Source organism: Thalassospira sp. MCCC 1A03138, from assembly GCF_002115785.1.
Lineage (GTDB): Bacteria > Pseudomonadota > Alphaproteobacteria > Rhodospirillales > Thalassospiraceae > Thalassospira.
The window spans coordinates 209,579-229,825 of sequence record NZ_JFJY01000003.1 but is presented as its reverse complement, the minus strand read 5'-3'; the positions used below and the strand labels follow the sequence as shown (position 1 = coordinate 229,825).

The window sequence follows — 20,247 nt, the reverse complement described above, 5'->3', positions numbered from 1 at the left end:
GCAGCCATGGCTGCCCCGTCCTGATTTCCGGAATTCTTTCCGACACGCTTCCACGAGGATCTTTTGCGCATGTTCAGTCCGTTCGAACGTCTGGTGGCTTTCCGCTACCTGCGTCCCCGTCGGCAAGAGGGCTTTGTTTCCGTCATCGCCATCTTTTCGCTGCTTGGCATCATGCTGGGCGTTGCGACCCTGATTATCGTCATGTCGGTCATGAACGGTTTCCGGGCCGAATTGCTTGGACGTATTCTGGGACTGAACGGGCATATATCGGTTTACGCGCAAAGCCCCGATGGCCTGCCCAATTATGATGCGATTGAAAAGAAGATCGCGGAAACCGGCAATGTGACCCTTGTGACCCCGGTGGTCGAAGGGCAGGTCCTGGCGTCCAATAACGGCCGGTCAACCGGGGCCATCGTGCGCGGTGTCCGTGCCGAAGACATCGCCAAGCGCAAGACGATTGCCGATAACATCGTTTTCGGGGCGCTTGATGATTTCAAGGGTGACGATAGCGTGATCATGGGCGCGCGTCTTGCCATGAAACTTGGCGTCGGGGTGGGGGATAATGTCAATCTGATCTCGCCCAAGGGCAATGTCACAGCGTTCGGATCCGTACCGCGTGTTCGGGCCTATAAGGTGGTCGGACTGTTTGATATCGGCATGTACGAATATGACAGCGGTTTTATCTTCATGCCTCTTCAGGCCGCACAGGTTTATTTCCGTCTGCCTGAAAAAATCAGCCATTTTGAAGTGATGCTTGAAGACCCGTCGCGGCTGTCATCAAGCATGAATGACCTGCTGTCGAACCTGTCGGGGGAACAGCTTCGGCTGGTGAATTGGCAGCAGTCAAATTCCGGATTTTTCAATGCATTACAGGTCGAACGTAATGTGATGTTCCTGATCCTGACGCTGATTATTCTGGTGGCGGCATTCAACATCATTTCGGGCATGGTGATGCTGGTGAAGGACAAGGGACGCGATATCGCGATCCTGCGGACCATGGGGGCGACCCGGTCGTCGATTATGCGGGTGTTCTTCCTGGCCGGGGCATCGATCGGGGTTGTCGGCACGTTAAGTGGCCTGATCCTTGGTGTTGTATTCTGCCTGAATATCGAAAATATCCGCCAGTTCATCCAGAGCCTGACGGGGACCGACCTGTTTAATGCGGAAATCTATTTCCTGTCGCAGCTTCCGGCCGATATGGATGTCAGCGAAGTGGTTCTGGTCTGTGTGATGTCCCTGACCCTGTCGTTCCTGGCGACGGTTTATCCGGCGTGGCGTGCATCGCGCCTCGATCCGGTGGAGGCCCTTCGTTATGAGTGACATGATCAAGACAACCGCGAAGGAACGGTCGCAGAAAGTCGTGTTGCGGCTTGAAAAAGTTGATCGGGTGTTCAATCAGGGCCCCGATCAGCTTGAAATCCTGAAATCCGTCGATCTGGAAATCCATCAGGGCGAGATCGTGGCCCTTGTCGGGCCGTCGGGGGCGGGTAAATCGACGCTGCTTCAGATTGCCGGCCTGCTTGAAAAGCCTGATCGTGGCATGGTTTCGATTGGCGGGAAACGCAGCACGGATCTTTCCGATCTGGCGCGCACCGAAATGCGCCGCAAGCATATCGGGTTCGTCTATCAGTACCATCATCTGCTGCCGGAATTTTCGGCGATTGAAAATGTCGTCATTCCGCAGATGATCAATGGCCTGAAGCGGTCGGATGCGACCGAACGCGGGCTTGAACTGCTGCGCTGTCTTGGGCTTGAAAAACGGGCCGAACATCGCCCGGCACGGCTTTCGGGCGGGGAACAGCAGCGCGTGGCGATTGCGCGTGCGCTTGCCAATGTACCCGATGTGCTGTTTGCAGACGAGCCGACCGGCAACCTTGACCCGCATACCGCCGAAACCGTGTTCGGGATGCTGATGACGCTGGTTCGGGAAACCGGTCTGGCGTCGCTGATTGCGACCCATAACCCGGAACTGGCGCGCCAGATGGACCGGGTTGTGACCCTGCGTGACGGACATCTGGTCGAACTTGATCCCGATACTCTTTCGTAATCCGTCGAAATTCTTTAAGTTGGCAGAGCACCGCGCCCCGGAGTGATCCGGGGTGGCTGGTTTCCTGCCTTTGCCATTCATCGTCCGGGATTTTCTGCAATGGAAAACGGTTTCGTCCATCTTCGTGTTCACACCAACTATTCGCTTGCCGAAGGTGCCATCACGACGAAGGAACTGGCAAAGCTGTGCGAGGCAGATGGCCAGCCCGCAGTTGCGATGACCGATACCAACAACATGTTCGGCGCGCTCGATTTTTCGGGGGTGATGAGCGGGTCGGGTATCCAGCCGATTCTTGGCGTGCAGATCGGGGTGGAACGGTTTGGCGATCAGCCGGTGATCGGCAAGATTTCACGTGAACCGGACCCGGACAATCTGGTCCTGATTGCGAAGAATGACCGGGGATATTTCAACCTTCTGAAGATCGTTTCGCGCGCGCATATGACCAGTGAAGCGGGCAGTGAGCCCAAGGCGCTTTATGATCATATCGAAAAATACAGTTCCGACATCATCTGCCTGACCGGCGGGCCGACCGGGCCGCTGGCGCGGTTGATTGCCGAGGAACAGCATGAGGCAGCGACCGAATGCCTGAACAAGCTTTCGGGGATATTTGGCAACCGGCTTTATATCGAATTGCAGCGACATGGCGAGCCGATCGAGGAAAAGGTCGAGCCGGGGCTGATCCGGCTGGCCTATGAACATAATATCCCGATGGTCGCGACCAATGACTGCTTTTTCCCCAAGGCGGAAATGTATGAAGCCCATGATGTGTTCATCTGCATCGGGCAGGGCGCGGTTGTGGGGCAGGAAGACCGGTGGCGTTTAACGCCCGAACACCGGTTTAAAACCGCTGCCGAGATGCGTGAGCTTTTTGCCGACATTCCCGAGGCCTGCGACAATACGCTGGCGATTGCCAAGCGGTGTTCGTGGCATGTCGAAAAGATCGACCCGATCCTGCCGCCGTTTGATTGCGGCGAAGGCCGCACCGAGGTCGATGAGCTGCGCCATATGTCCGAGGAGGGCCTTAAGGGCCGCCTTGCGAAATATGTCTTTACCGATGACATGACGGACGCACAGAAGGAAGAAATCGCCAAGCCTTATTGGGAGCGCCTTGAATACGAGCTTGGTATCATCAATCAGATGGGGTTTCCGGGTTACTTCCTGATCGTTGCGGACTTTATCCAGTGGGCGAAGGATCATGAAATCCCGGTGGGGCCGGGGCGTGGTTCTGGGGCGGGGTCGCTTGTTGCCTATGCGCTTCTGATTACCGATCTTGATCCGTTGCATTTCTCGTTGCTGTTTGAACGCTTCCTGAACCCGGAACGTGTTTCCATGCCCGACTTTGACGTCGATTTCTGTCAGGATCGTCGCGGCGAGGTGATTGAATATGTTCAGCGCAAATACGGACATGACCGTGTGGCGCAGATCATTACATTCGGTAAGTTGCAGGCAAAGGCCGCAGTGCGCGACGTTGGCCGTGTGTTGAGCATCCCGTATGGCTATGTCGATAAAATCTGCAAGATGATTCCGGGTGATCCGGCCAAGCCGATCCCGCTTAAGGAAGCCATCGACATGGAGCCGGACCTGCGCCGGATTGCGCGCGAAGATCCGGATATTGACCGGCTGCTTTCCATCGCGATGCAGATCGAGGGGCTTTATCGTAACTCGTCAACCCACGCCGCCGGGGTGGTGATCGGCGACCGTGACCTTGACGAACTTGTGCCGCTTTATCGTGATCCGCGGTCCGATATGCCGGTGACCCAGTTCAACATGAAATATGTTGAAAATGCCGGTCTGGTGAAGTTCGACTTCCTTGGACTTAAGACTTTGACGGTGATTATCGAGGCCGTCAATCTGATGCGTCTTCGTAAAGATGTCCCGCAAGACTTTGATATCAGTGCCATTCCCCTTGATGATCGGGTGGCGTTCAAGCTGCTTTCGGCGGCCGAGACGGTTGGTGTGTTCCAGCTTGAATCCCAGGGCATGCAGGACGTTTTGCGCGGCCTGAAGCCCGATACGATCGAAGATATTATCGCTGTCGTGGCGCTTTATCGTCCGGGGCCGATGGACAATATCCCGCATTACATCGCACGTAAGCATGGTCTGGAAGAACCGGATTACATGCATCCGATGTTGCAGCCGATCCTCGAAGAAACCTATGGCATCATGATCTATCAGGAACAGGTCATGCAGCTTGCCCAGACAATGTCGGGCTATTCGCTTGGCGGTGCTGACCTTTTGCGTCGTGCGATGGGTAAAAAGATCGCCGAGGAAATGGAATTGCAGCGGTCGCTGTTTGTTGATGGGGCGGAAAAGAACGGGGTGCCGCGCGGGCAGGCGTCCGACATCTTTGATCAGGTCGCCAAGTTCGCATCCTATGGCTTTAACAAATCGCACGCGGCGGCCTATGCGCTGGTGGCGTATCAGACAGCGTATCTGAAGGCGAATTATCCGGTCGAATTCATGGCCGCGCTGATGACACTTGATATGCACAACACCGAAAAACTGGCGATTTTCAAGCAGGAGGTCGAACGCCTTGGCATCGAAATCCTGCCACCCTGCATCAATAATTCGCAAGTGGCGTTTTCGGTCGAAAATTATGATGGGGTTCGCAAGATCCGTTATGCGCTGGCAGCGGTGCGTAACGTTGGTGATGCGGCGATGGAAAGCCTTGTTGCGGAGCGTGAGGCCAATGGCCAGTTCCGGGACCTGACCGATTTTGCATCACGCATCGATAGCCGCGCGGTCAATAAACGGTTGCTTGAAAACCTTGTGCGGGCAGGCGCGCTTGATTGCCTGACGACAAACCGCAAGGTCATGTTCGAGCATGTCGACCGGGTGATGGCGGTCGCCCAGCGCGAAATGCAGGCGCGCAACAATGACCAGATTTCGATGTTTGGCGAGGATACCGGATTTGGCAAGGATGCCATCCGGTTGCCCGATGAACGCGACTGGGTGCCGATGGAAAAACTGACCGAGGAATTTTCGGCGATTGGTTTTTACCTGTCGGCGCATCCGCTTGATACCTTTGGCAAAAGCATCCAGCGGATCGGTATTGCGCCGATCAAGGAGCTTCCGGCCCGTATGCGCGCCCAGAACAAGGGATCGATCAAGCTTGCCGGGACGCTGATCAATGCGCGTGAAATGATTTCGAAGAAAAACGGATCGAAATTCGCGTTTGTGATGTTTTCCGATCCGACCGGCAGTTTCGAGGTCGCATTCTGGGCCGAGGCATGGGCGGCCTATAAGGAAATCATTAATGCCGGGCGGCCAGTATTGCTTGTGGTGGCGGCCGAAATGCGCGAAGGGCAGCTTCGCATTCAGGGGCAGAAGGTCGAAGACCTTGAACATGCCGTTTCAGGTGCGGCAGAGGGCATTCGCATTCGCCTGAACCGGCCCGATCCGGTAGTGGAAATCCGAGAACTGCTTGAAAAAGCAGGGAAAGGGCGCGGTCTCGTCAGTCTTTCGACGGTCTGTGCTGATGGCCGTATTGCCGAGGTCGAGCTTGAAGATACCTATAAGGTCGGACCGTCGCTTATCGGGGCGGTCGGGGCCATTCCGGGGGTCGAACTGGCTGAGGAAATCTGATTGGTGCGAGCGCGCGAAAATCGTGAAGCCGTTACGGGTTCACTTTCGCGCGGTTTGAGCGTACTTTAAGGCTTGCATTCTTTGCAGTAGGGGGCTAAAACCCGCCCCGAACATCGCACGCGGGAGCGTGGCGAATAATGCGTTATGCAGAAGTTCGTCCATCCGGTGTTTCACGCAAGATGGCGTGAAATTCCCTTCCGCGGAGGTATTAACCGGAAAAGGGTAGGAATTATCATGGCTTTGCCAACCTTTACCATGCGTCAGCTGATGGAAGCTGGCGTCCACTTTGGTCACCACACCCGCCGTTGGAACCCGAAGATGAAGCAGTTCATCTTTGGCGCACGCAACGACATTCACATCCTGAACCTTCAGGAAACCGTTCCGATGCTGCATCGTGCGATGCAGGCCGTTCGTGACGTCACCGCTGGTGGTGGTCGCGTTCTGTTCGTCGGTACCAAGCGTCAGGCTTCGCCGGTCATCGCAGAAGCTGCAAAGCGTTGCGGTCAGTACTATGTGAACCATCGCTGGCTCGGCGGTATGCTGACCAACTGGAACACCGTTTCCAACTCGATCAAACGCCTGAAAGAACAGGAAGAAATCCTGTCTGCCGGTGCTGAAGGTCTGACCAAAAAAGAAATCCTGAACCTGACCCGTTCGCGCGACAAGCTTGAACGCGCGCTTGGCGGGATCAAGGACATGGGTGGTCTTCCCGACATCATCGTCGTGGTCGATACCAACAAGGAAGCGCTTGCTGTTCACGAAGCCAAGAACCTGAACATTCCGGTTGTTGCTATTCTGGACACCAACTCGGATCCGGCAAACGTTGCATACCCGATCCCGGGTAACGACGATGCGATCCGTGCGATCCAGCTGTATTGCGACCTGTTCGTTGGCGCAGTTCTGGACGGCATCCAGCAGGAAATGACTGCTTCTGGCGCGGACCTCGGTGAATCCGAAGAAGTCCCGGCTGAAGCCGCTGCTGTTGAAGAAGCCGCACAGGAAGCAGCTTCCGCATAAGTTTCACTTTGTACCTGATGAAACGGCGGCTAGCATGCCGCCGTTTCTTTAGGTGTTCACTGATCGCGTAATAGGGGCTTTAAAAATGGCTATTACCGCTGCTCTGGTTAAAGAGCTTCGCGAAACCACCGGCGCTGGCATGATGGATTGCAAAAAGGCGCTGTCCGAAACCGAAGGTAATCTTGAAGCTGCCGTTGACTGGCTTCGTACCAAAGGTCTTGCTGCTGCTGCCAAGAAAGCAGGCCGTGTTGCTGCTGAAGGTCTGGTTGGTGTTGCTGTTAACGGTACTTCCGGTGCCGTTGTCGAACTCAACTCCGAAACCGACTTTGTTTCGCGTAACGAAGACTTCCAGAAATTCGTCGCAGAAATCGCAAACCAGGCCGTTTCGGCCAATGGTGATATCGATGCGCTGAAAGCAACCCCGTTCCCGGGTACGTCGCGCAACGTCGAAGAACAGGTTACCCACATGATCGCCACCATCGGCGAAAACATGAACCTGCGTCGTTCGGCTGGTATCTCTGTCGAGAAGGGCGCTGTTGCTTCCTACATCCATTCCGCGATTGCGCCGAACCTCGGCAAAATTGGCGTTCTGGTTGCACTTGAATCCGAAGCTGATGCGAGCGTTCTTGAAGGCCTTGGCAAACAGATCGCAATGCATATTGCAGCAACCAACCCGGCTTCGGCCACGGTTGACGATCTGGATCCGGAACTGGTCGAGCGCGAGAAATCCGTTCTGACCGAACAGGCCAAAGAATCGGGCCGCCCGATTGAAATCATCGAAAAGATGATCGAAGGTCGTATCCGTAAATATTACGAGCAGGTCGTTCTGGTTGAACAGACCTTCGTGATTGACGGCGAAAGCAAAGTCAAAGACGTGATTGCAAATGCTGCTAAAGACGCTGGCAAGCCGATCACCCTTAAGGGCTTTGTGCGCTTCGAACTCGGTGAAGGCATCGAGCGCGAAGAAAAAGACTTTGCTGCAGAAGTTGCTGAGCAGCTTAAGAAATAAACATCTGATCGAAATGGTGCGTCGAGTGCCATTTCGTGTATGATCCCAGACCGGCGAGGTCGGCAGCGCATAATCGCCCTGTTACTCGCCGGTCTTTTTATATCTGAATTTTGCTGAACCGGGTTTCGGGACAGTTTGAAATATCGGCAGTAAGAGGCAATCCAACATGGCAGAAAACGGCCAACTGAAATTTCGTCGTGTCCTTCTGAAACTTTCGGGTGAGGGGCTTCTGGGAAAACAGCAATACGGGATTGATCCCGAGACGGTTGACCGGATCGCAAGCGAAATCAAAGCCGTTCATGACATGGGTGCCGAGGTTTGCATGGTGATTGGCGGGGGGAACATCTTCCGCGGGGTCAAGGGTGCCTCCCAGGGCATGGAACGTGCCACGGCGGACTATATGGGGATGCTGGCAACCATCATGAACGCACTGGCCGTTCAGAACGCGCTTGAGCGGCATGGGGTCCAGACCCGTGTGCAGTCGGCCATTCCGATGTCATCGGTTTGTGAGCCCTATATCCGCCGTCGTGCGGTGCGCCACATGGAAAAGGGCCGGGTGGTGATTTTTGCGGCCGGGACCGGCAACCCGTTCTTTACCACCGATACGGCAGCAGCACTTCGCGCGGTCGAAATGGGCTGTGACGCGTTGCTTAAGGGGACGCAGGTTGACGGCGTTTACACCGCCGATCCGAAGATCGACCCGACCGCGGAACGTTATGATTCCCTGACCTATATGGACGTTCTTGCCAAAGATTTGCGTGTCATGGATGCATCGGCTATTTCATTGGCACGCGAAAATGATATTCCGGTTATTGTATTTTCTTTGCATAATCCCGGCGCCTTTGCCGATGTGGTTTCTGCAAAAGGTAAGTTTACGATTATTTCGAATGGAGACTAAAGGTGTCTGACGTTGCTGGCCTAAAAAAGGACCTTGCCCGCCGTATGGAAGGGGCTGTTGAAGTTTTGCACAAGGAATTTACCGGACTTCGGACCGGGCGCGCCAGTGCAAGTCTTCTAGAACCGGTCATGGTTGAAGCCTACGGCGTGCCGACCCCGCTTAACCAGGTTGCGTCTGTCAGTGTTCCGGAATCGCGGATGCTTTCGGTACAGGTCTGGGACAAGAGCATGGTTAAATCGGTCGAAAAAGCGATCCGTGACTCGGGCCTTGGCCTGAACCCGGCGGCCGACGGGACGCTTGTTCGGGTGCCGATCCCGGCATTGAACGAGGAACGTCGTGCGGAGCTGTCCAAGGTTGCCGGCAAATATGCCGAGCAGGCCAAGATTTCGGTTCGTAACGTCCGCCGTGACGGTATCGACCAGATCAAAAAATGGGAAAAGGACAGCGTGATCTCGAAAGATGACCTCCATAACGAGGAAAAAGAGATCCAGAAGCTGACCGACAAGGTTATCGGCGAGATCGACGAAGTTCTTGCCCATAAAGAACAGGAAATCATGCAAGTCTGATCATGACGGTGCTGGCATCTCAACCCAACCCTTCAGATCTGCGAGCTGTGCCGCGTCATGTTGCAATCATTATGGATGGCAACGGGCGCTGGGCAAAGTTGCGCGGAAAGCCCCGCACGATGGGTCATCGTTCGGGGGTGGAGGCCGTGCGTCGCACCGTCGAAGCCGCAGCCGAAATCGGTATCGAGTATCTGACACTTTACGGATTTTCGACCGAAAACTGGAAACGGCCGGAAAGTGAAGTCAGCGACCTGATGGGGTTGCTTCGCCTGTTCATCAAGCGTGAACTGGCGACCATGCACAAAAACGGGGTCCGTATCCGTATCATCGGTGATCGGACCCGTTTTGATGATGATATTCGCGTGCTTCTGGGCAATGCGGAGGAACGCACGCAGGGTAATGCCCGTTTGAACCTGACCATTGCGCTAAGCTATGGTGCGCGGGCCGAGATTGCCGATGCCATGCGCCAGATCGCGCAAAAAGTCGCGGTTGGAGAAATTCAGCCCGATGCCATCGATGAAAGCATGGTTGAAGCGCATCTGATGACGGTCGGGATGCCCGATCCGGATCTGCTGATCCGGACCAGTGGTGAGCAGCGCATCAGCAATTTCCTGCTTTGGCAGTCGGCCTATACCGAGTTTGTGTTCGATGACGTCCTTTGGCCGGATTTTGGACGCGAACATCTTGAAAAAGCGATAGAAAACTTTGCCGGACGGGAGCGGCGTTTTGGTGCAGTCATCTGAAGCCCGACGCCAGGAAGATACAAATTCAGGATTGAAACCGCGCGTGATTTCTGCGCTGGTCATGACACCGGTCGCGGTTGCGGCGGTATGGTTCGGTTCCCCGTATTTCGAGATTCTCGTTTTTCTGTTTTCGGTTGGCATGATGTGGGAATGGACGCGGATGTGCGTTCCGGGACATGTCAATTCGGTTTCGGTTGTTGCCGCGGTATCCCTTGCCGTTTCGATGCTGTTCATGACAACCGGAGAATATCTTCTTATCATCCCGGCGGTGTTGGTCGGGGCGGCAACCGCGGCATTGCGGCCGGGCAATGATCGGTTTCTCGCGGCATTTGGCATTATCTATATTTCGCTTGCTGCACTGGCGGCGCACTGGCTGCGCAGCATGCATGGGGATGGTCTGCTGTTGATCATGTGGCTGTTCTTTCTGGTGTGGGCGACCGATACGGGGGCCTATGCCTTTGGCAAGGCGATTGGCGGTCCGAAACTGGCGCCGCGTTTCAGCCCCAAGAAAACCTGGGCCGGGCTTATTGGCGGCATGTTGTGTGCGATGCTGATCGGCGGGCTGATCACCTATTTCAGCGGCAATGCCGTTCAGGTTTCCATCGTGCTGGCAAGCGGGGTTCTGGCGATTGTGGCGCAGATCGGGGATCTTGGAGAATCCGCACTTAAGCGCCATTTCAAGGTCAAGGACAGCAGCCACCTGATCCCGGGGCATGGCGGGGTGCTTGACCGTGCTGATGGGATGTTGTCGGTTTTTCCTGTCGCGTTTGTTATTGTGTATTTCATTGGATTGTCGTTGCGCTAGGGCTAGCTCCCTGGTTGCAGAAATCCGCTAAGCTGGTGTTTGATGACAATTAAGAAATCAGTCTGCGTGCTTGGCGTGACCGGATCGGTCGGCAGCAGCACCGTAGACATCCTGAAAGCACATTCAGACAAATATGCCGTGGATGCCGTTACGGCCCATCGAAATGTTCAAGGGTTGGCCAAGGCCGCCGTTGAACTTGGTGCTGCGATGGCGGTTATCGCCGATGAAAGCCTTTATGAAGACTTGAAATCCGCCCTTTCTGGCACGGACATTCTGGTCGCGGCCGGTGATGAAGCATTGGTCGAGGCGGCATCGCGTCCGTCTGATATCGTCATTGCCGCGATCATTGGTGCAGCAGGCCTAAAGGCGACGCTGGCGGCCATTCGCCGCGGGGCGCGAGTTGGACTTGCCAACAAGGAAACGCTGGTTTGTGCCGGTGATCTGATGATGGCGGAAGTTGCGAAATACAAGGCGACGCTGATCCCGGTGGATTCCGAACATAGTGCGATTTTCCAGGTGCTTGAACAGAAGTCGGTCAACAAGGTTGACCGCATTCTTCTGACCGCATCGGGCGGACCGTTCCGGGAATGGTCGCTTGACGATATGAAGTCGGTGTCACCAAAGCAGGCGCTGGCCCATCCCAATTGGGATATGGGGGCCAAGATTTCGATTGATTCGGCAACCATGATGAACAAGGGCCTTGAATTGATCGAGGCCTGTCGTCTGTTTCCGGTGCCTGAAGAACGCATCGAGGTTGTCGTGCATCCGCAATCCGTCGTGCATAGCATGGTGGAATATTCCGACGGATCGGTACTGGCGCAATTGGGATCGCCCGATATGCGGACCCCGATTGCCTATGCGCTTTCATGGCCGGAAAGAATACGTGTCGATGTAGCGCGTCTTGATTTTGCCACTATCGGACAGTTGAACTTTACCGCGCCGGATATGAAACGGTTCCCGGCTCTTCGTCTGGCGCGGGAAGCGCTGCGTGCGGGGGGGACGGTGCCGACGGTATTGAATGCTGCAAACGAGATTGCCGTGGGGGCGTTTCTGGGTGGAAAGCTTACCTTCCTGCAAATTGCCGAAACGGTCGAGCGCATGATGAACAGGATTGCCGCATCGCCGTTACGCGATCTCGACCAGATGTTTGATCTTGATGATATGATTCGTCGTGAAACGCTGGGCCTGATCAAAACCGGTCTTTGAATACCAAAAATGCGGGGTTCGCCCCGAAAAAGGAACGTCTTTCATGGAAACCCTTCTTGCCTTTCTGTTTGTTCTTTCGGTCCTGGTGTTTGTTCATGAATATGGGCATTACTGGGTTGCGATCCGCAATGGTGTAAAGGTTGAAGCGTTTTCAATCGGATTCGGTCCGGAGCTTTTTGGCTGGTACGACAAAAAGGGCACGCGCTGGAAAGTCAGCCTTTTGCCACTTGGGGGGTATGTCAAAATGTTTGGCGACATGAACCCGGCCAGTGCGGGGCAGCGGGACGACCTTAATGACGAAGAACGCCAGCATGCGTTTCATCACAAAGGCCTGATGGCGCGTGCGGCCATCGTTTTTGCCGGTCCGTTGGCCAATTTCCTGTTTGCGATTGTGGTTTTCACCGTTCTGTTTGCCGCCGTTGGTCAGCAGCGCGCCCTGCCGGTGGTGGGCGAGGCGGTTGACGGCAGCCCGGCGGCGGTTGCCGGATTGCAGCCCCAGGACCGGATCAACGCGATCAATGGACAGCCGATTGCGTGGTTCAGCGAACTTTCGGACGTGATCCGGGGCAATGCCGGTGTGCCGGTTTCGCTTTCGGTGATGCGTGACGGGCAGGAAATCGACATTCAGGTGACGCCGGAAGCCGTAACGACCGGTGAAGGTGACGACGTTCAGACATTCGGTCGTCTGGGCGTGACCGCCGGTGCGTTTGAAACCCAGCGCGATGGAATTATCGATGCGACCGGCAAGGCGTTTTCATCGACCTGGAACCTGATTTCGCAGACATTGTCGGCATTGGGTGAAATGATTTCGGGCGAACGTGACAGTTCCGAACTTGGCGGTCCGATCCGCATCGCGCAGATGTCGGGCGAGGTTGCCGAGGGGGGGATTGGACCGCTTCTGTTCTTTATGGCGTATCTTTCGATCAGCCTTGGGTTGATTAACCTGATGCCTGTTCCGGTTCTGGATGGTGGTCATCTGGTGTTTTATGCGATTGAGGCCATTCGCGGTAAGCCCTTGGGCGCAAAAGCACAAGAATATGGTTTCCGTCTTGGGGCAGGTTTGGTATTCAGCTTAATCATCTTTGCAACTTGGAACGACCTGACGCAGTTGGGCGTCTGGAATTTCTTCAAAGGCTTGGTAGGCTGATGATAGACGGCATCAGGGGGTTGAATTTGCTGCGTAATGTAAAAGCGGCTGCGTTAGCAGCAGTCTTGCTTGGTGGAACCGCGCCAACCATAATTCCGATGGTGGCCTACGCGCAGGGATCAAGCGTTATTCGCGAGATTCGTGTTGACGGCAATAACCGTATCGAAAGCGAGACGGTTAACGCATACCTGTCGGTAAAAGAGGGCGATCCTTACGATCCGCAAAAAATCAACGAATCGCTGAAGTCGCTGTTTTCAACCGGCCTGTTTGCCGATGTGTCGATCGGGTTTGATCAGGGTGTCCTGAAAATCAACGTGGTTGAAAATCCGATCATCAACCGGATTGCTTTTGAGGGTAACACGCGCCTGAAAGACGATGTGCTGGGCACCGAGCTTCAACTGCGTCCGCGTGTTGTCTATACCCGTACCAAGGTTCAGGCGGATGTGCAGCGTATTCTTGAGCTGTATCGTCGTTCTGGGCGGTTTGCCGCGACCGTCGAGCCAAAAGTCATTCAGCTTGAACAGAACCGTGTCGACCTTGTCTTTGAAATTGACGAAGGCGAGGCGACCGGCGTTCGCAAGATCAACTTCGTTGGCAACAAAGCATTTGATGACGGCGAGCTGTCAGAAGTTATCCGGACAACCGAGAGTGCCTGGTGGAAGATTCTGACTTCTGACGATAACTATGACCCGGATCGCGTCACGTTCGACCGCGAACTGCTGCGTCGGTATTATCTTTCGGCCGGTTATGCCGATTTCCAGGTTCTGTCGTCGGTGGCGGAACTGACACCGGACCGGTCAGACTTCTTTATCACTTATACCGTCAGCGAAGGTCAGCGCTACAAGTTCGGTGACATCAATATCGTATCACAGATCGACAAGATTGATCCGGCGACATTGGCGCCCTTGGTCGAGATCGAAAAGGGCGACTGGTATAATGCCGACCTTGTTGATGATGCGATTGATGCGCTGACCACCAGTATTGGTGACCAAGGTTATGCGTTCATCGATATTCGTCCGAATATCCAGCGTGACCGCGAAACCGGTGTTATCAACATCACCTTCACCATTGCCGAAGGTCCGAAGGTTTATGTCGAACGCATCGACGTGGTTGGCAACGTCCGCACGCTTGACGAAGTTGTTCGTCGTGAATTCCGCCTTGTCGAAGGTGACGCGTTCAGCAGTTCGAAACTCAAACGTTCGCGCCAGCGCGTTGAAAACCTGAACTTCTTTAAGACGGTCGACGTCAAGACATTGCCGGGCAGTTCGCCCGACCAGACGGTTCTTGAGGTTGATGTCGAAGAAAAGTCGACCGGCGAGTTTTCGATTGGTGCCGGGTACGGCACGGATGATGGTGCCTTCGGTCAGGCCGGTATCCGCGAACGCAACCTGCTTGGCAAAGGGCAGGACCTGCGTCTTGGCTTTACGATCGGGTCATCCAGCCAGCAGGTCGATCTGTCCTTTACCGAGCCATACTTCCTTGATCGGGACGTCAGTGCGGGCTTTGATATCTATCGCCGTGAAGAAGACAATCAGGACGAAAGTTCATATGACGAAAAGCAGACCGGTATCGGTTTGCGGTCCGGTTTCCGTTATTCCGAAGCATTGTCGCAGTCGGTTCGGTACGGGTTCGAAGTTAACGAATATTCCGACATTGATAGCGATGCATCGCGTCTGCTGCGCGAAGAAGACCCCGAGTTTTCCGAGTCAACGATTGGTCAGACGCTTACCTATGATCAGCGTGACAGTACGATTTCGCCCAAAGAGGGCTATTTCGTTCAGGTTTCCAACGATTTCGCGGGAGTTGGCGGTTCGGAAACCTATCTTCGTACACGTGTGAATGGCGGGTACTACTATCCGCTTGATCGCGAAAAAACGTGGGTGCTGTCGACCAAGGCGTCGACCGGTTACATCTTTGGTATTGGTGACGATACGCGTATTTCGCAGCGCTTCTTTACCGGTGGTGCAAACCTTCGTGGTTTTGAATCGGCCGGTGTCGGGCCGCGCGATATTGCAACGAAAGATGCGGTTGGTGGCAAATTCTTCTATACCGGTACCGTACAGATGGACTTCCCGTTAGGGTTGCCGTCCGAATTTGCACTTACCGGTCGTGTGTTCAGTGATTTCGGTGCTTCCGAGGGGGTTGATGGCGCACGGCCTGGCGAAATCTATGACGAAGGTTCACTCAGGGCGTCTGTTGGTTTTGGGGTAGGCTGGGAATCTCCGTTTGGCCCGATTGGTGTTGACCTTTCGCAGGCTGTTCTCAAAGAAGACTTCGACAAAGAGGAAGTGTTCCGACTGAGTTTCGGAACCAGATTCTGATGAAAATGATGAAATCTATCCAGACCGCCTTACTTGCGATTGTTCTGGCATTCGCATCAGTAACAATGGCGTCGGCGCAGGAAAATGCTGCCGGAAATACAGAGGCCGTTGTGATGATTGTCGATTTTGAAGGCATTATGCGTGAAGCATCTGCCATGCAGGATATGACAAAGCAGATCAAAACCCGTCAGGAAGCCTATCAGCAGGAAATCGAAAAGCGCCAGCAGGGTCTGCGGAAGGAAGAGCAGGAAATCGCCCAGCAGCGAACTCTTCTATCTGCCGATGTCATTCAGCAGAAACAGAAAGAATTTCAGCAGAAAGTTGCTGATTTTCAGAAGTTCGCACAGGGGCGTAACCGTATTCTGGATCAGGCGCTTAATGAATCGCGCGTGAAATTCCAGAAAACGCTGATTGAAGTGATTGCCGATGTTGCCGAGCAGCGCAAGGCAACGCTGGTACTGCACAAAAGTCAGGTGATCCTGCATGCCAATGCCATGGATGCGTCCAAGGAAGTATTTGACCTTGTGAACAAGGCCATGCCGACCCTTACCGTTGAGTTCAAGGAAGCTTCCTGATGGCTGATTCTCGGTTTTTCAAACGCAAGGGACCTTTCAGCGTTCAGGAAATCGCCGAGCTGACCGGTGCGGAACTGGTGAATGCACCCGATCCGTCACGCCGCTTTGACGATGTGTCACCGCTTCAGAATGCGGATGCATCGATCCTGAGCTTCTTTGACAATCGCAAATATCTTGATGCCTTTGTCAGCAGTTCTGCCGGCGGGTGTTTTGTCCGGCCAGAGTTCGTTGATCGTGCGCCTGCAGATATGGTGCAGTTCACGACCAGCGATCCGTATCGGGCATATGCCAGGGCGGCAACGGCATATTATCCGTTTGACGCCGCCAATGGTGTTGTTTCACCGCATGCGATTGTCGCCGATAGCGCCGTGATCGGCAAAGGTGTCCAAATCGACGCCGGGGCCGTGATTGGCGAGAATTGCGAGATTGGCGATGGTTGCGTCATTTCCAGCAATGCGGTGATCGGTGAAGGTGTCGTGATCGGGGCCGGAAGCAGGATCGGTGCCGGGGCGACAATCAGCCATTGCCTGATTGGCAATCTGTGCCTGATTTATCCGGGTGCTCGCATCGGGCAGGATGGTTTCGGATTTGCCATGGGCGCACAGGGGCACCTTAAAGTGCCGCAGCTTGGCCGTGTCGTGATTGGCAATGATGTTGAAGTAGGGGCCAATTCGACAATCGACCGGGGGGCGGGGCCTGATACGGTGATTGGCAATGGTTGCCGTATCGACAACCTTGTTCAGATCGGCCATAACGTCGAACTTGGCATGGGATGTGTTATCGTTTCCCAGGTCGGGATTTCAGGATCGACCAAGCTTGGCAATTTCGTTGTTGCCGCGGGTCAGGCCGGGATTACCGGCCATCTCGAGATCGGTGATGGCGCAAAAATAGCTGCGCAATCCGGTGTCATGAAAAATATCGGCGCGGGCGAAACCGTTGGCGGCAGCCCCGCTGTGCCGGTAATGGAATATCATAAACAGACCGTGGCCTTATCGCGGCTGATACGGAAAAAGAAGTAAGGGCAATACCTATGACCGAATTGGTAAGTGTTGATATTCAGCGCATTCTGGAAATGATTCCGCATCGTTATCCGTTCCTGCTGATCGATAAGGTTGTTGATATTGCTGTCGACGATTCCGCCGTTGGCATCAAAAACGTGACGATGAACGAGCCGCAATTTACCGGCCATTTCCCGGAACAGCCGATCATGCCCGGCGTCCTGATCATCGAAAGCATGGCGCAGACGGCGGCCATTCTTGTGGTTCAGACCCTTGGTGAGGATGCCGAAGGCAAGCTGGTTTATTTCATGAGCATTGATAACGCACGGTTCCGCAAGCCGGTTGTGCCGGGTGACGTCATGCATATTCATGTGAAGAAAAAACAGAGCCGTGGTCCGGTCTGGAAGTTTGAAAGTGAAGTCCGCGTTAACGATCAGGTCGTTGCAGAGGCCACCATCGCCGCGATGATCCGGGGCAACTGATAATGTCAAAAGTGCATCCAACCGCCATTGTCGAAGACGGCGCCCAGATTGGCCAGGATGTAGAAATCGGTCCGTACTGTGTTGTCGGACCGCAGGCGGTTCTGGGTGATCGCGTCAAGCTGCACAGCCATGTCGTGGTCGCCGGAATTACGTCAATCGGTGAAGACAGTACGATCTTTCCTTTTGCGTCGGTTGGTCATGCGCCACAGGATTTGAAATTCAAGAACGAGCCATCGCGTCTGATCATTGGCAAACGCAACAAGATCCGCGAAGGGGCGACACTTAATCCCGGCACAGAAGGCGGCGGGATGGAGACCACGATTGGCGATGACTGCCTGTTTATGGCAGGCGCGCATGTCGGGCATGACTGCCATATTGGCAATCATTGCATTCTGGTCAATAACGGGACGCTTGCTGGCCATGTCATGGTCGACGATTTTGCGATTGTTGGCGGCCTTTCAGCGGTGCATCAGTTCGTCCGCATCGGCAAACATGCGATGATCGGCGGCATGACCGGTGTTGAAAGCGATATCATTCCTTATGGTTCGGTGATTGGTAACCGTGCTTATCTTTCGGGACTTAACCTTGTCGGGTTGAAGCGCCGCGGATTTGATCGCGAGACCATTCATGCGCTTCGCAAGGCGTATCGTCTTTTGTTTGCGCAGGAAGGTACGCTTGCCGAGCGGGTTGAGGAAGTCTCGAAAGACTTCGAGGATGTCGGGCCGGTCATGGAAATCATCACCTTCCTGAAAGCGGAAAGCATGCGTTCCGTATGTACGCCGAAATATGACAGCTCCGCAGGATAACCCCGCAGCAAAGCTTGGTATCATTGCCGGTGGTGGTGCGCTTCCTGCCCGTTTGGCGGCTGCGGCGACGGCTGCCGGGCGGGATGTTTTTATCGTGAAGCTTGATGCCCATGCCGATGATCCGGCATTGGATGCATATCACCATACGTCGCTTCGCATCGGGGCGGCGGCGAAAATCCTTGATCGTCTGAAATCCGAAGAATGCCGTGATGTTGTCCTTGCAGGCAAGGTTGCGCGTCCGTCGTTTGCATCTATCCGGCCCGATTGGCGGGCGGCGAAATTGCTGATGAAAGTCGGGATGAAGTCGCTTGGCGATGATGGTTTGCTGCGTCTGGTGGCGGGTGAACTTGAACGTGACGGTTTTCGTCTGGTCGGCGCACACGAGATTTTGGGCGACCTCGCGGTTGAGGCAGGTGTTCTGGGCAAAGTGAAGCCCGATGCGCAGGCGATGGCCGATGCACAGCACGGTCTGAAGGTTGCCCGGATTTTGGGTGCCGCCGATGTCGGGCAGGGCTGTGTCGTGCAGCAGGGACTTGTTCTGGCACTTGAAGCCATCGAGGGCACGGATGAAATGATCCGGCGGTCTGCCGGCTATCGCCGCGAAGGTGTTGGCGGCGTTCTGGTGAAGTCGGCAAAGCCGCAGCAGGACAGGCGCCTTGACCTGCCAGCGATTGGTGTTTCGACCGTGGAAAACGCGCACAATGCCGGATTACGCGGCATTGCGTTGCTTGCCGGTGGTACGATGATTATTGACCGCGAAAAAACCGTGAAACGTGCCGATGAACTTGGATTGTTCATTGTCGGGATTTCGGTGCAGGATGAATAAACCAAAAATCCAGACCGCGAAAATCATGCTGGTGGCCGGTGAGGCATCCGGGGATCAGTTGGGTGGACAGTTGATGGCGGCCATAAAGGCGCGTCATCCTGAAATCCGTTTCATCGGTGTTGGGGGACCGCGCATGACGGGCGAGGGACTTGAGAGCCTGTTTCCGATGGATGAGATGTCGGTCATGGGCCTTGCCGAGGTCCTGCCGCATATCCCGCATTTGCTGAAACGTATCCGTCAGACGGCGGAATATGCCCTTGAGCAGCAGCCTGATGTGGTGATCACCATTGATGCCCCGGATTTCAGTTTTCGCGTTGGCAAGAAGCTGAAAGGAAGGGGCATTCCGCTGGTGCATTATGTTGCGCCGTCGGTCTGGGCATGGCGGCCGGGGCGGGCAAAGAAGATTGCGGGTTTTCTCGATCATTTGTTGGCGTTGCTGCCGTTCGAGCCGCCCTATTTCGAGCGGGTCGGGCTTCCGACCAGCTTTATCGGGCATTCCGCGGTCGAGGAACGGCATGGTGGCGATGCGGACCGTTTCCGCGAACAGTATGGTATTGCGCCGGATTGCAAAATCCTGACGGTTCTGCCCGGTAGTCGCAATTCGGAAGTCACCCGTCTGTTGCCGGTTTTCCGTGACGTGTGCGAACGGTTGGCTGGGGATTTCCCCGATGCTAGGATTGTTGTGCCGACGGTGAGCAAGGTTGCACAGGTCGTCGGTGATGCAGTTGCCGACTGGCCGCTGCGCCCGATTGTCGTAACCGGGGATCAGGACAGGCGCGATGCATTTGCCGCGTCCCATGCGGCCCTTGCGGCATCCGGGACGGTGTCGCTTGAACTGGCGATCACCGGTGTGCCGCATGTGATCGGCTATAAGTTAAGCCCGATTACGGCATGGATTGCGCGGCGATTGTTGCGGATTGATACGGTGACCATCGTCAATCTGGTGCTTGGCAAAAAGCTTGTGCCGGAATTCCTGCAACAGGATTGCACGCCGAACCATATCGTGCCGGTTCTGAAATCGCTTATGGCCGACGGCGAAGGTCGGGCGGCGCAACTGGACGGGTTTGATAAGGCCACAACCATGCTTGGTTTTGGCGACCGGCCGCCGAGCGAGAAGGCCGCGGACGTCATCCTTGAAATCATAGAGAAAAATTCATCTGCCAAGACTGGCATTAACGGGCAATAACGCATAGTTTGGCGTCATTGAACAATCAAT

At 54.9% G+C, this 20,247-nt stretch carries 18 protein-coding genes; all 18 read left to right on the top strand.

Annotation, left to right across the window (positions count from 1 at the left end):
- Positions 1-69 precede the first annotated feature (69 nt).
- The 18 genes from TH468_RS08885 to lpxB all read left to right on the top strand — a co-directional run bounded on the left by TH468_RS08885 (position 70) and on the right by lpxB (position 20,217).
- On the top strand, positions 70-1,320 hold the full coding sequence (locus TH468_RS08885; RefSeq protein WP_085643368.1) for a lipoprotein-releasing ABC transporter permease subunit: 1,251 nt from the start codon (positions 70-72) through the stop codon (positions 1,318-1,320).
- On the top strand, positions 1,313-2,047 hold the full coding sequence (locus tag TH468_RS08880; RefSeq protein ID WP_085643366.1) for an ABC transporter ATP-binding protein: 735 nt from the start codon (positions 1,313-1,315) through the stop codon (positions 2,045-2,047). Before TH468_RS08885 ends, TH468_RS08880 begins: the two co-directional genes overlap by 8 nt.
- A 99-nt stretch (positions 2,048-2,146) precedes the next feature.
- Positions 2,147-5,632 (top strand): DNA polymerase III subunit alpha, encoded by a 3,486-nt coding sequence (dnaE, locus tag TH468_RS08875; RefSeq protein WP_085643647.1) that lies wholly within the window; start codon positions 2,147-2,149, stop codon positions 5,630-5,632.
- 234 nt (positions 5,633-5,866) lie between these two features.
- Positions 5,867-6,649, top strand: coding sequence for a 30S ribosomal protein S2 (gene rpsB, locus TH468_RS08870; RefSeq protein ID WP_007089431.1), 783 nt, complete (start codon positions 5,867-5,869; stop codon positions 6,647-6,649).
- An 85-nt stretch (positions 6,650-6,734) separates the two neighbouring features.
- Positions 6,735-7,658, top strand: a complete 924-nt coding sequence (gene tsf / locus TH468_RS08865) for a translation elongation factor Ts (protein WP_007089432.1) — start codon at positions 6,735-6,737, stop codon at positions 7,656-7,658.
- Positions 7,659-7,824: 166 nt separating this feature from the next.
- A complete protein-coding gene (pyrH, locus tag TH468_RS08860) occupies positions 7,825-8,556 on the top strand; it encodes a UMP kinase (RefSeq protein WP_085643364.1) in 732 nt (243 codons plus the stop codon).
- Positions 8,557-8,600: 44 nt separating this feature from the next.
- Entirely contained in the window at positions 8,601-9,122 is a 522-nt protein-coding gene (frr, locus tag TH468_RS08855) for a ribosome recycling factor (protein ID WP_371268741.1), read from the top strand.
- A gap of 2 nt (positions 9,123-9,124) precedes the next feature.
- Positions 9,125-9,865, top strand: coding sequence for an isoprenyl transferase (locus TH468_RS08850; protein WP_085643360.1), 741 nt, complete (start codon positions 9,125-9,127; stop codon positions 9,863-9,865).
- Positions 9,852-10,670, top strand: coding sequence for a phosphatidate cytidylyltransferase (locus TH468_RS08845; protein WP_246832271.1), 819 nt, complete (start codon positions 9,852-9,854; stop codon positions 10,668-10,670). Before TH468_RS08850 ends, TH468_RS08845 begins: the two co-directional genes overlap by 14 nt.
- A 42-nt stretch (positions 10,671-10,712) precedes the next feature.
- Positions 10,713-11,876, top strand: coding sequence for a 1-deoxy-D-xylulose-5-phosphate reductoisomerase (locus TH468_RS08840; RefSeq protein WP_085643356.1), 1,164 nt, complete (start codon positions 10,713-10,715; stop codon positions 11,874-11,876).
- A 43-nt stretch (positions 11,877-11,919) separates the two neighbouring features.
- A complete protein-coding gene (rseP, locus tag TH468_RS08835) occupies positions 11,920-13,023 on the top strand; it encodes an RIP metalloprotease RseP (protein ID WP_085643354.1) in 1,104 nt (367 codons plus the stop codon).
- A gap of 98 nt (positions 13,024-13,121) precedes the next feature.
- A complete protein-coding gene (bamA, locus tag TH468_RS08830; RefSeq protein WP_085643352.1) occupies positions 13,122-15,344 on the top strand; it encodes an outer membrane protein assembly factor BamA in 2,223 nt (740 codons plus the stop codon).
- Entirely contained in the window at positions 15,344-15,919 is a 576-nt protein-coding gene (locus tag TH468_RS08825; RefSeq protein WP_007089440.1) for an OmpH family outer membrane protein, read from the top strand. The genes bamA and TH468_RS08825 overlap by 1 nt, the downstream gene beginning before the upstream one ends.
- Positions 15,919-16,938: a UDP-3-O-(3-hydroxymyristoyl)glucosamine N-acyltransferase gene (lpxD, locus tag TH468_RS08820; protein WP_085643351.1), complete on the top strand. Its 1,020-nt coding sequence runs from the start codon at positions 15,919-15,921 to the stop codon at positions 16,936-16,938. The genes TH468_RS08825 and lpxD overlap by 1 nt, the downstream gene beginning before the upstream one ends.
- 11 nt (positions 16,939-16,949) lie before the next feature.
- The gene (gene fabZ / locus TH468_RS08815; RefSeq protein WP_007089442.1) at positions 16,950-17,399 is read left to right on the top strand and encodes a 3-hydroxyacyl-ACP dehydratase FabZ; all 450 of its coding nucleotides are present in this window, start codon (positions 16,950-16,952) and stop codon (positions 17,397-17,399) included.
- A 2-nt stretch (positions 17,400-17,401) separates the two neighbouring features.
- Complete coding sequence (gene lpxA, locus TH468_RS08810; RefSeq protein WP_007089443.1) at positions 17,402-18,205, top strand: acyl-ACP--UDP-N-acetylglucosamine O-acyltransferase; 804 nt, start codon at positions 17,402-17,404, stop codon at positions 18,203-18,205.
- Entirely contained in the window at positions 18,186-19,031 is an 846-nt protein-coding gene (locus TH468_RS08805) for an LpxI family protein (protein WP_085643349.1), read from the top strand. The genes lpxA and TH468_RS08805 overlap by 20 nt, the downstream gene beginning before the upstream one ends.
- Entirely contained in the window at positions 19,024-20,217 is a 1,194-nt protein-coding gene (lpxB, locus tag TH468_RS08800) for a lipid-A-disaccharide synthase (RefSeq protein ID WP_085643347.1), read from the top strand. The genes TH468_RS08805 and lpxB overlap by 8 nt, the downstream gene beginning before the upstream one ends.
- Positions 20,218-20,247 lie beyond the last annotated feature (30 nt).

What these genes read in the sequence shown, in the direction of transcription:
- TH468_RS08885 (WP_085643368.1), top strand. Translation starts at nt 70, where the DNA reads ATGTTCAGTCCGTTCGAACGTCTGGTGGCTTTCCGCTACCTGCGTCCC.
- TH468_RS08880 (WP_085643366.1), top strand. Translation starts at nt 1,313, where the DNA reads ATGAGTGACATGATCAAGACAACCGCGAAGGAACGGTCGCAGAAAGTC.
- dnaE (WP_085643647.1), top strand. Translation starts at nt 2,147, where the DNA reads ATGGAAAACGGTTTCGTCCATCTTCGTGTTCACACCAACTATTCGCTT.
- rpsB (WP_007089431.1), top strand. Translation starts at nt 5,867, where the DNA reads ATGGCTTTGCCAACCTTTACCATGCGTCAGCTGATGGAAGCTGGCGTC.
- tsf (WP_007089432.1), top strand. Translation starts at nt 6,735, where the DNA reads ATGGCTATTACCGCTGCTCTGGTTAAAGAGCTTCGCGAAACCACCGGC.
- pyrH (WP_085643364.1), top strand. Translation starts at nt 7,825, where the DNA reads ATGGCAGAAAACGGCCAACTGAAATTTCGTCGTGTCCTTCTGAAACTT.
- frr (WP_371268741.1), top strand. Translation starts at nt 8,601, where the DNA reads ATGGAAGGGGCTGTTGAAGTTTTGCACAAGGAATTTACCGGACTTCGG.
- TH468_RS08850 (WP_085643360.1), top strand. Translation starts at nt 9,125, where the DNA reads ATGACGGTGCTGGCATCTCAACCCAACCCTTCAGATCTGCGAGCTGTG.
- TH468_RS08840 (WP_085643356.1), top strand. Translation starts at nt 10,713, where the DNA reads ATGACAATTAAGAAATCAGTCTGCGTGCTTGGCGTGACCGGATCGGTC.
- rseP (WP_085643354.1), top strand. Translation starts at nt 11,920, where the DNA reads ATGGAAACCCTTCTTGCCTTTCTGTTTGTTCTTTCGGTCCTGGTGTTT.
- bamA (WP_085643352.1), top strand. Translation starts at nt 13,122, where the DNA reads ATGGTGGCCTACGCGCAGGGATCAAGCGTTATTCGCGAGATTCGTGTT.
- TH468_RS08825 (WP_007089440.1), top strand. Translation starts at nt 15,344, where the DNA reads ATGAAAATGATGAAATCTATCCAGACCGCCTTACTTGCGATTGTTCTG.
- lpxD (WP_085643351.1), top strand. Translation starts at nt 15,919, where the DNA reads ATGGCTGATTCTCGGTTTTTCAAACGCAAGGGACCTTTCAGCGTTCAG.
- fabZ (WP_007089442.1), top strand. Translation starts at nt 16,950, where the DNA reads ATGACCGAATTGGTAAGTGTTGATATTCAGCGCATTCTGGAAATGATT.
- lpxA (WP_007089443.1), top strand. Translation starts at nt 17,402, where the DNA reads ATGTCAAAAGTGCATCCAACCGCCATTGTCGAAGACGGCGCCCAGATT.
- TH468_RS08805 (WP_085643349.1), top strand. Translation starts at nt 18,186, where the DNA reads ATGACAGCTCCGCAGGATAACCCCGCAGCAAAGCTTGGTATCATTGCC.
- lpxB (WP_085643347.1), top strand. Translation starts at nt 19,024, where the DNA reads ATGAATAAACCAAAAATCCAGACCGCGAAAATCATGCTGGTGGCCGGT.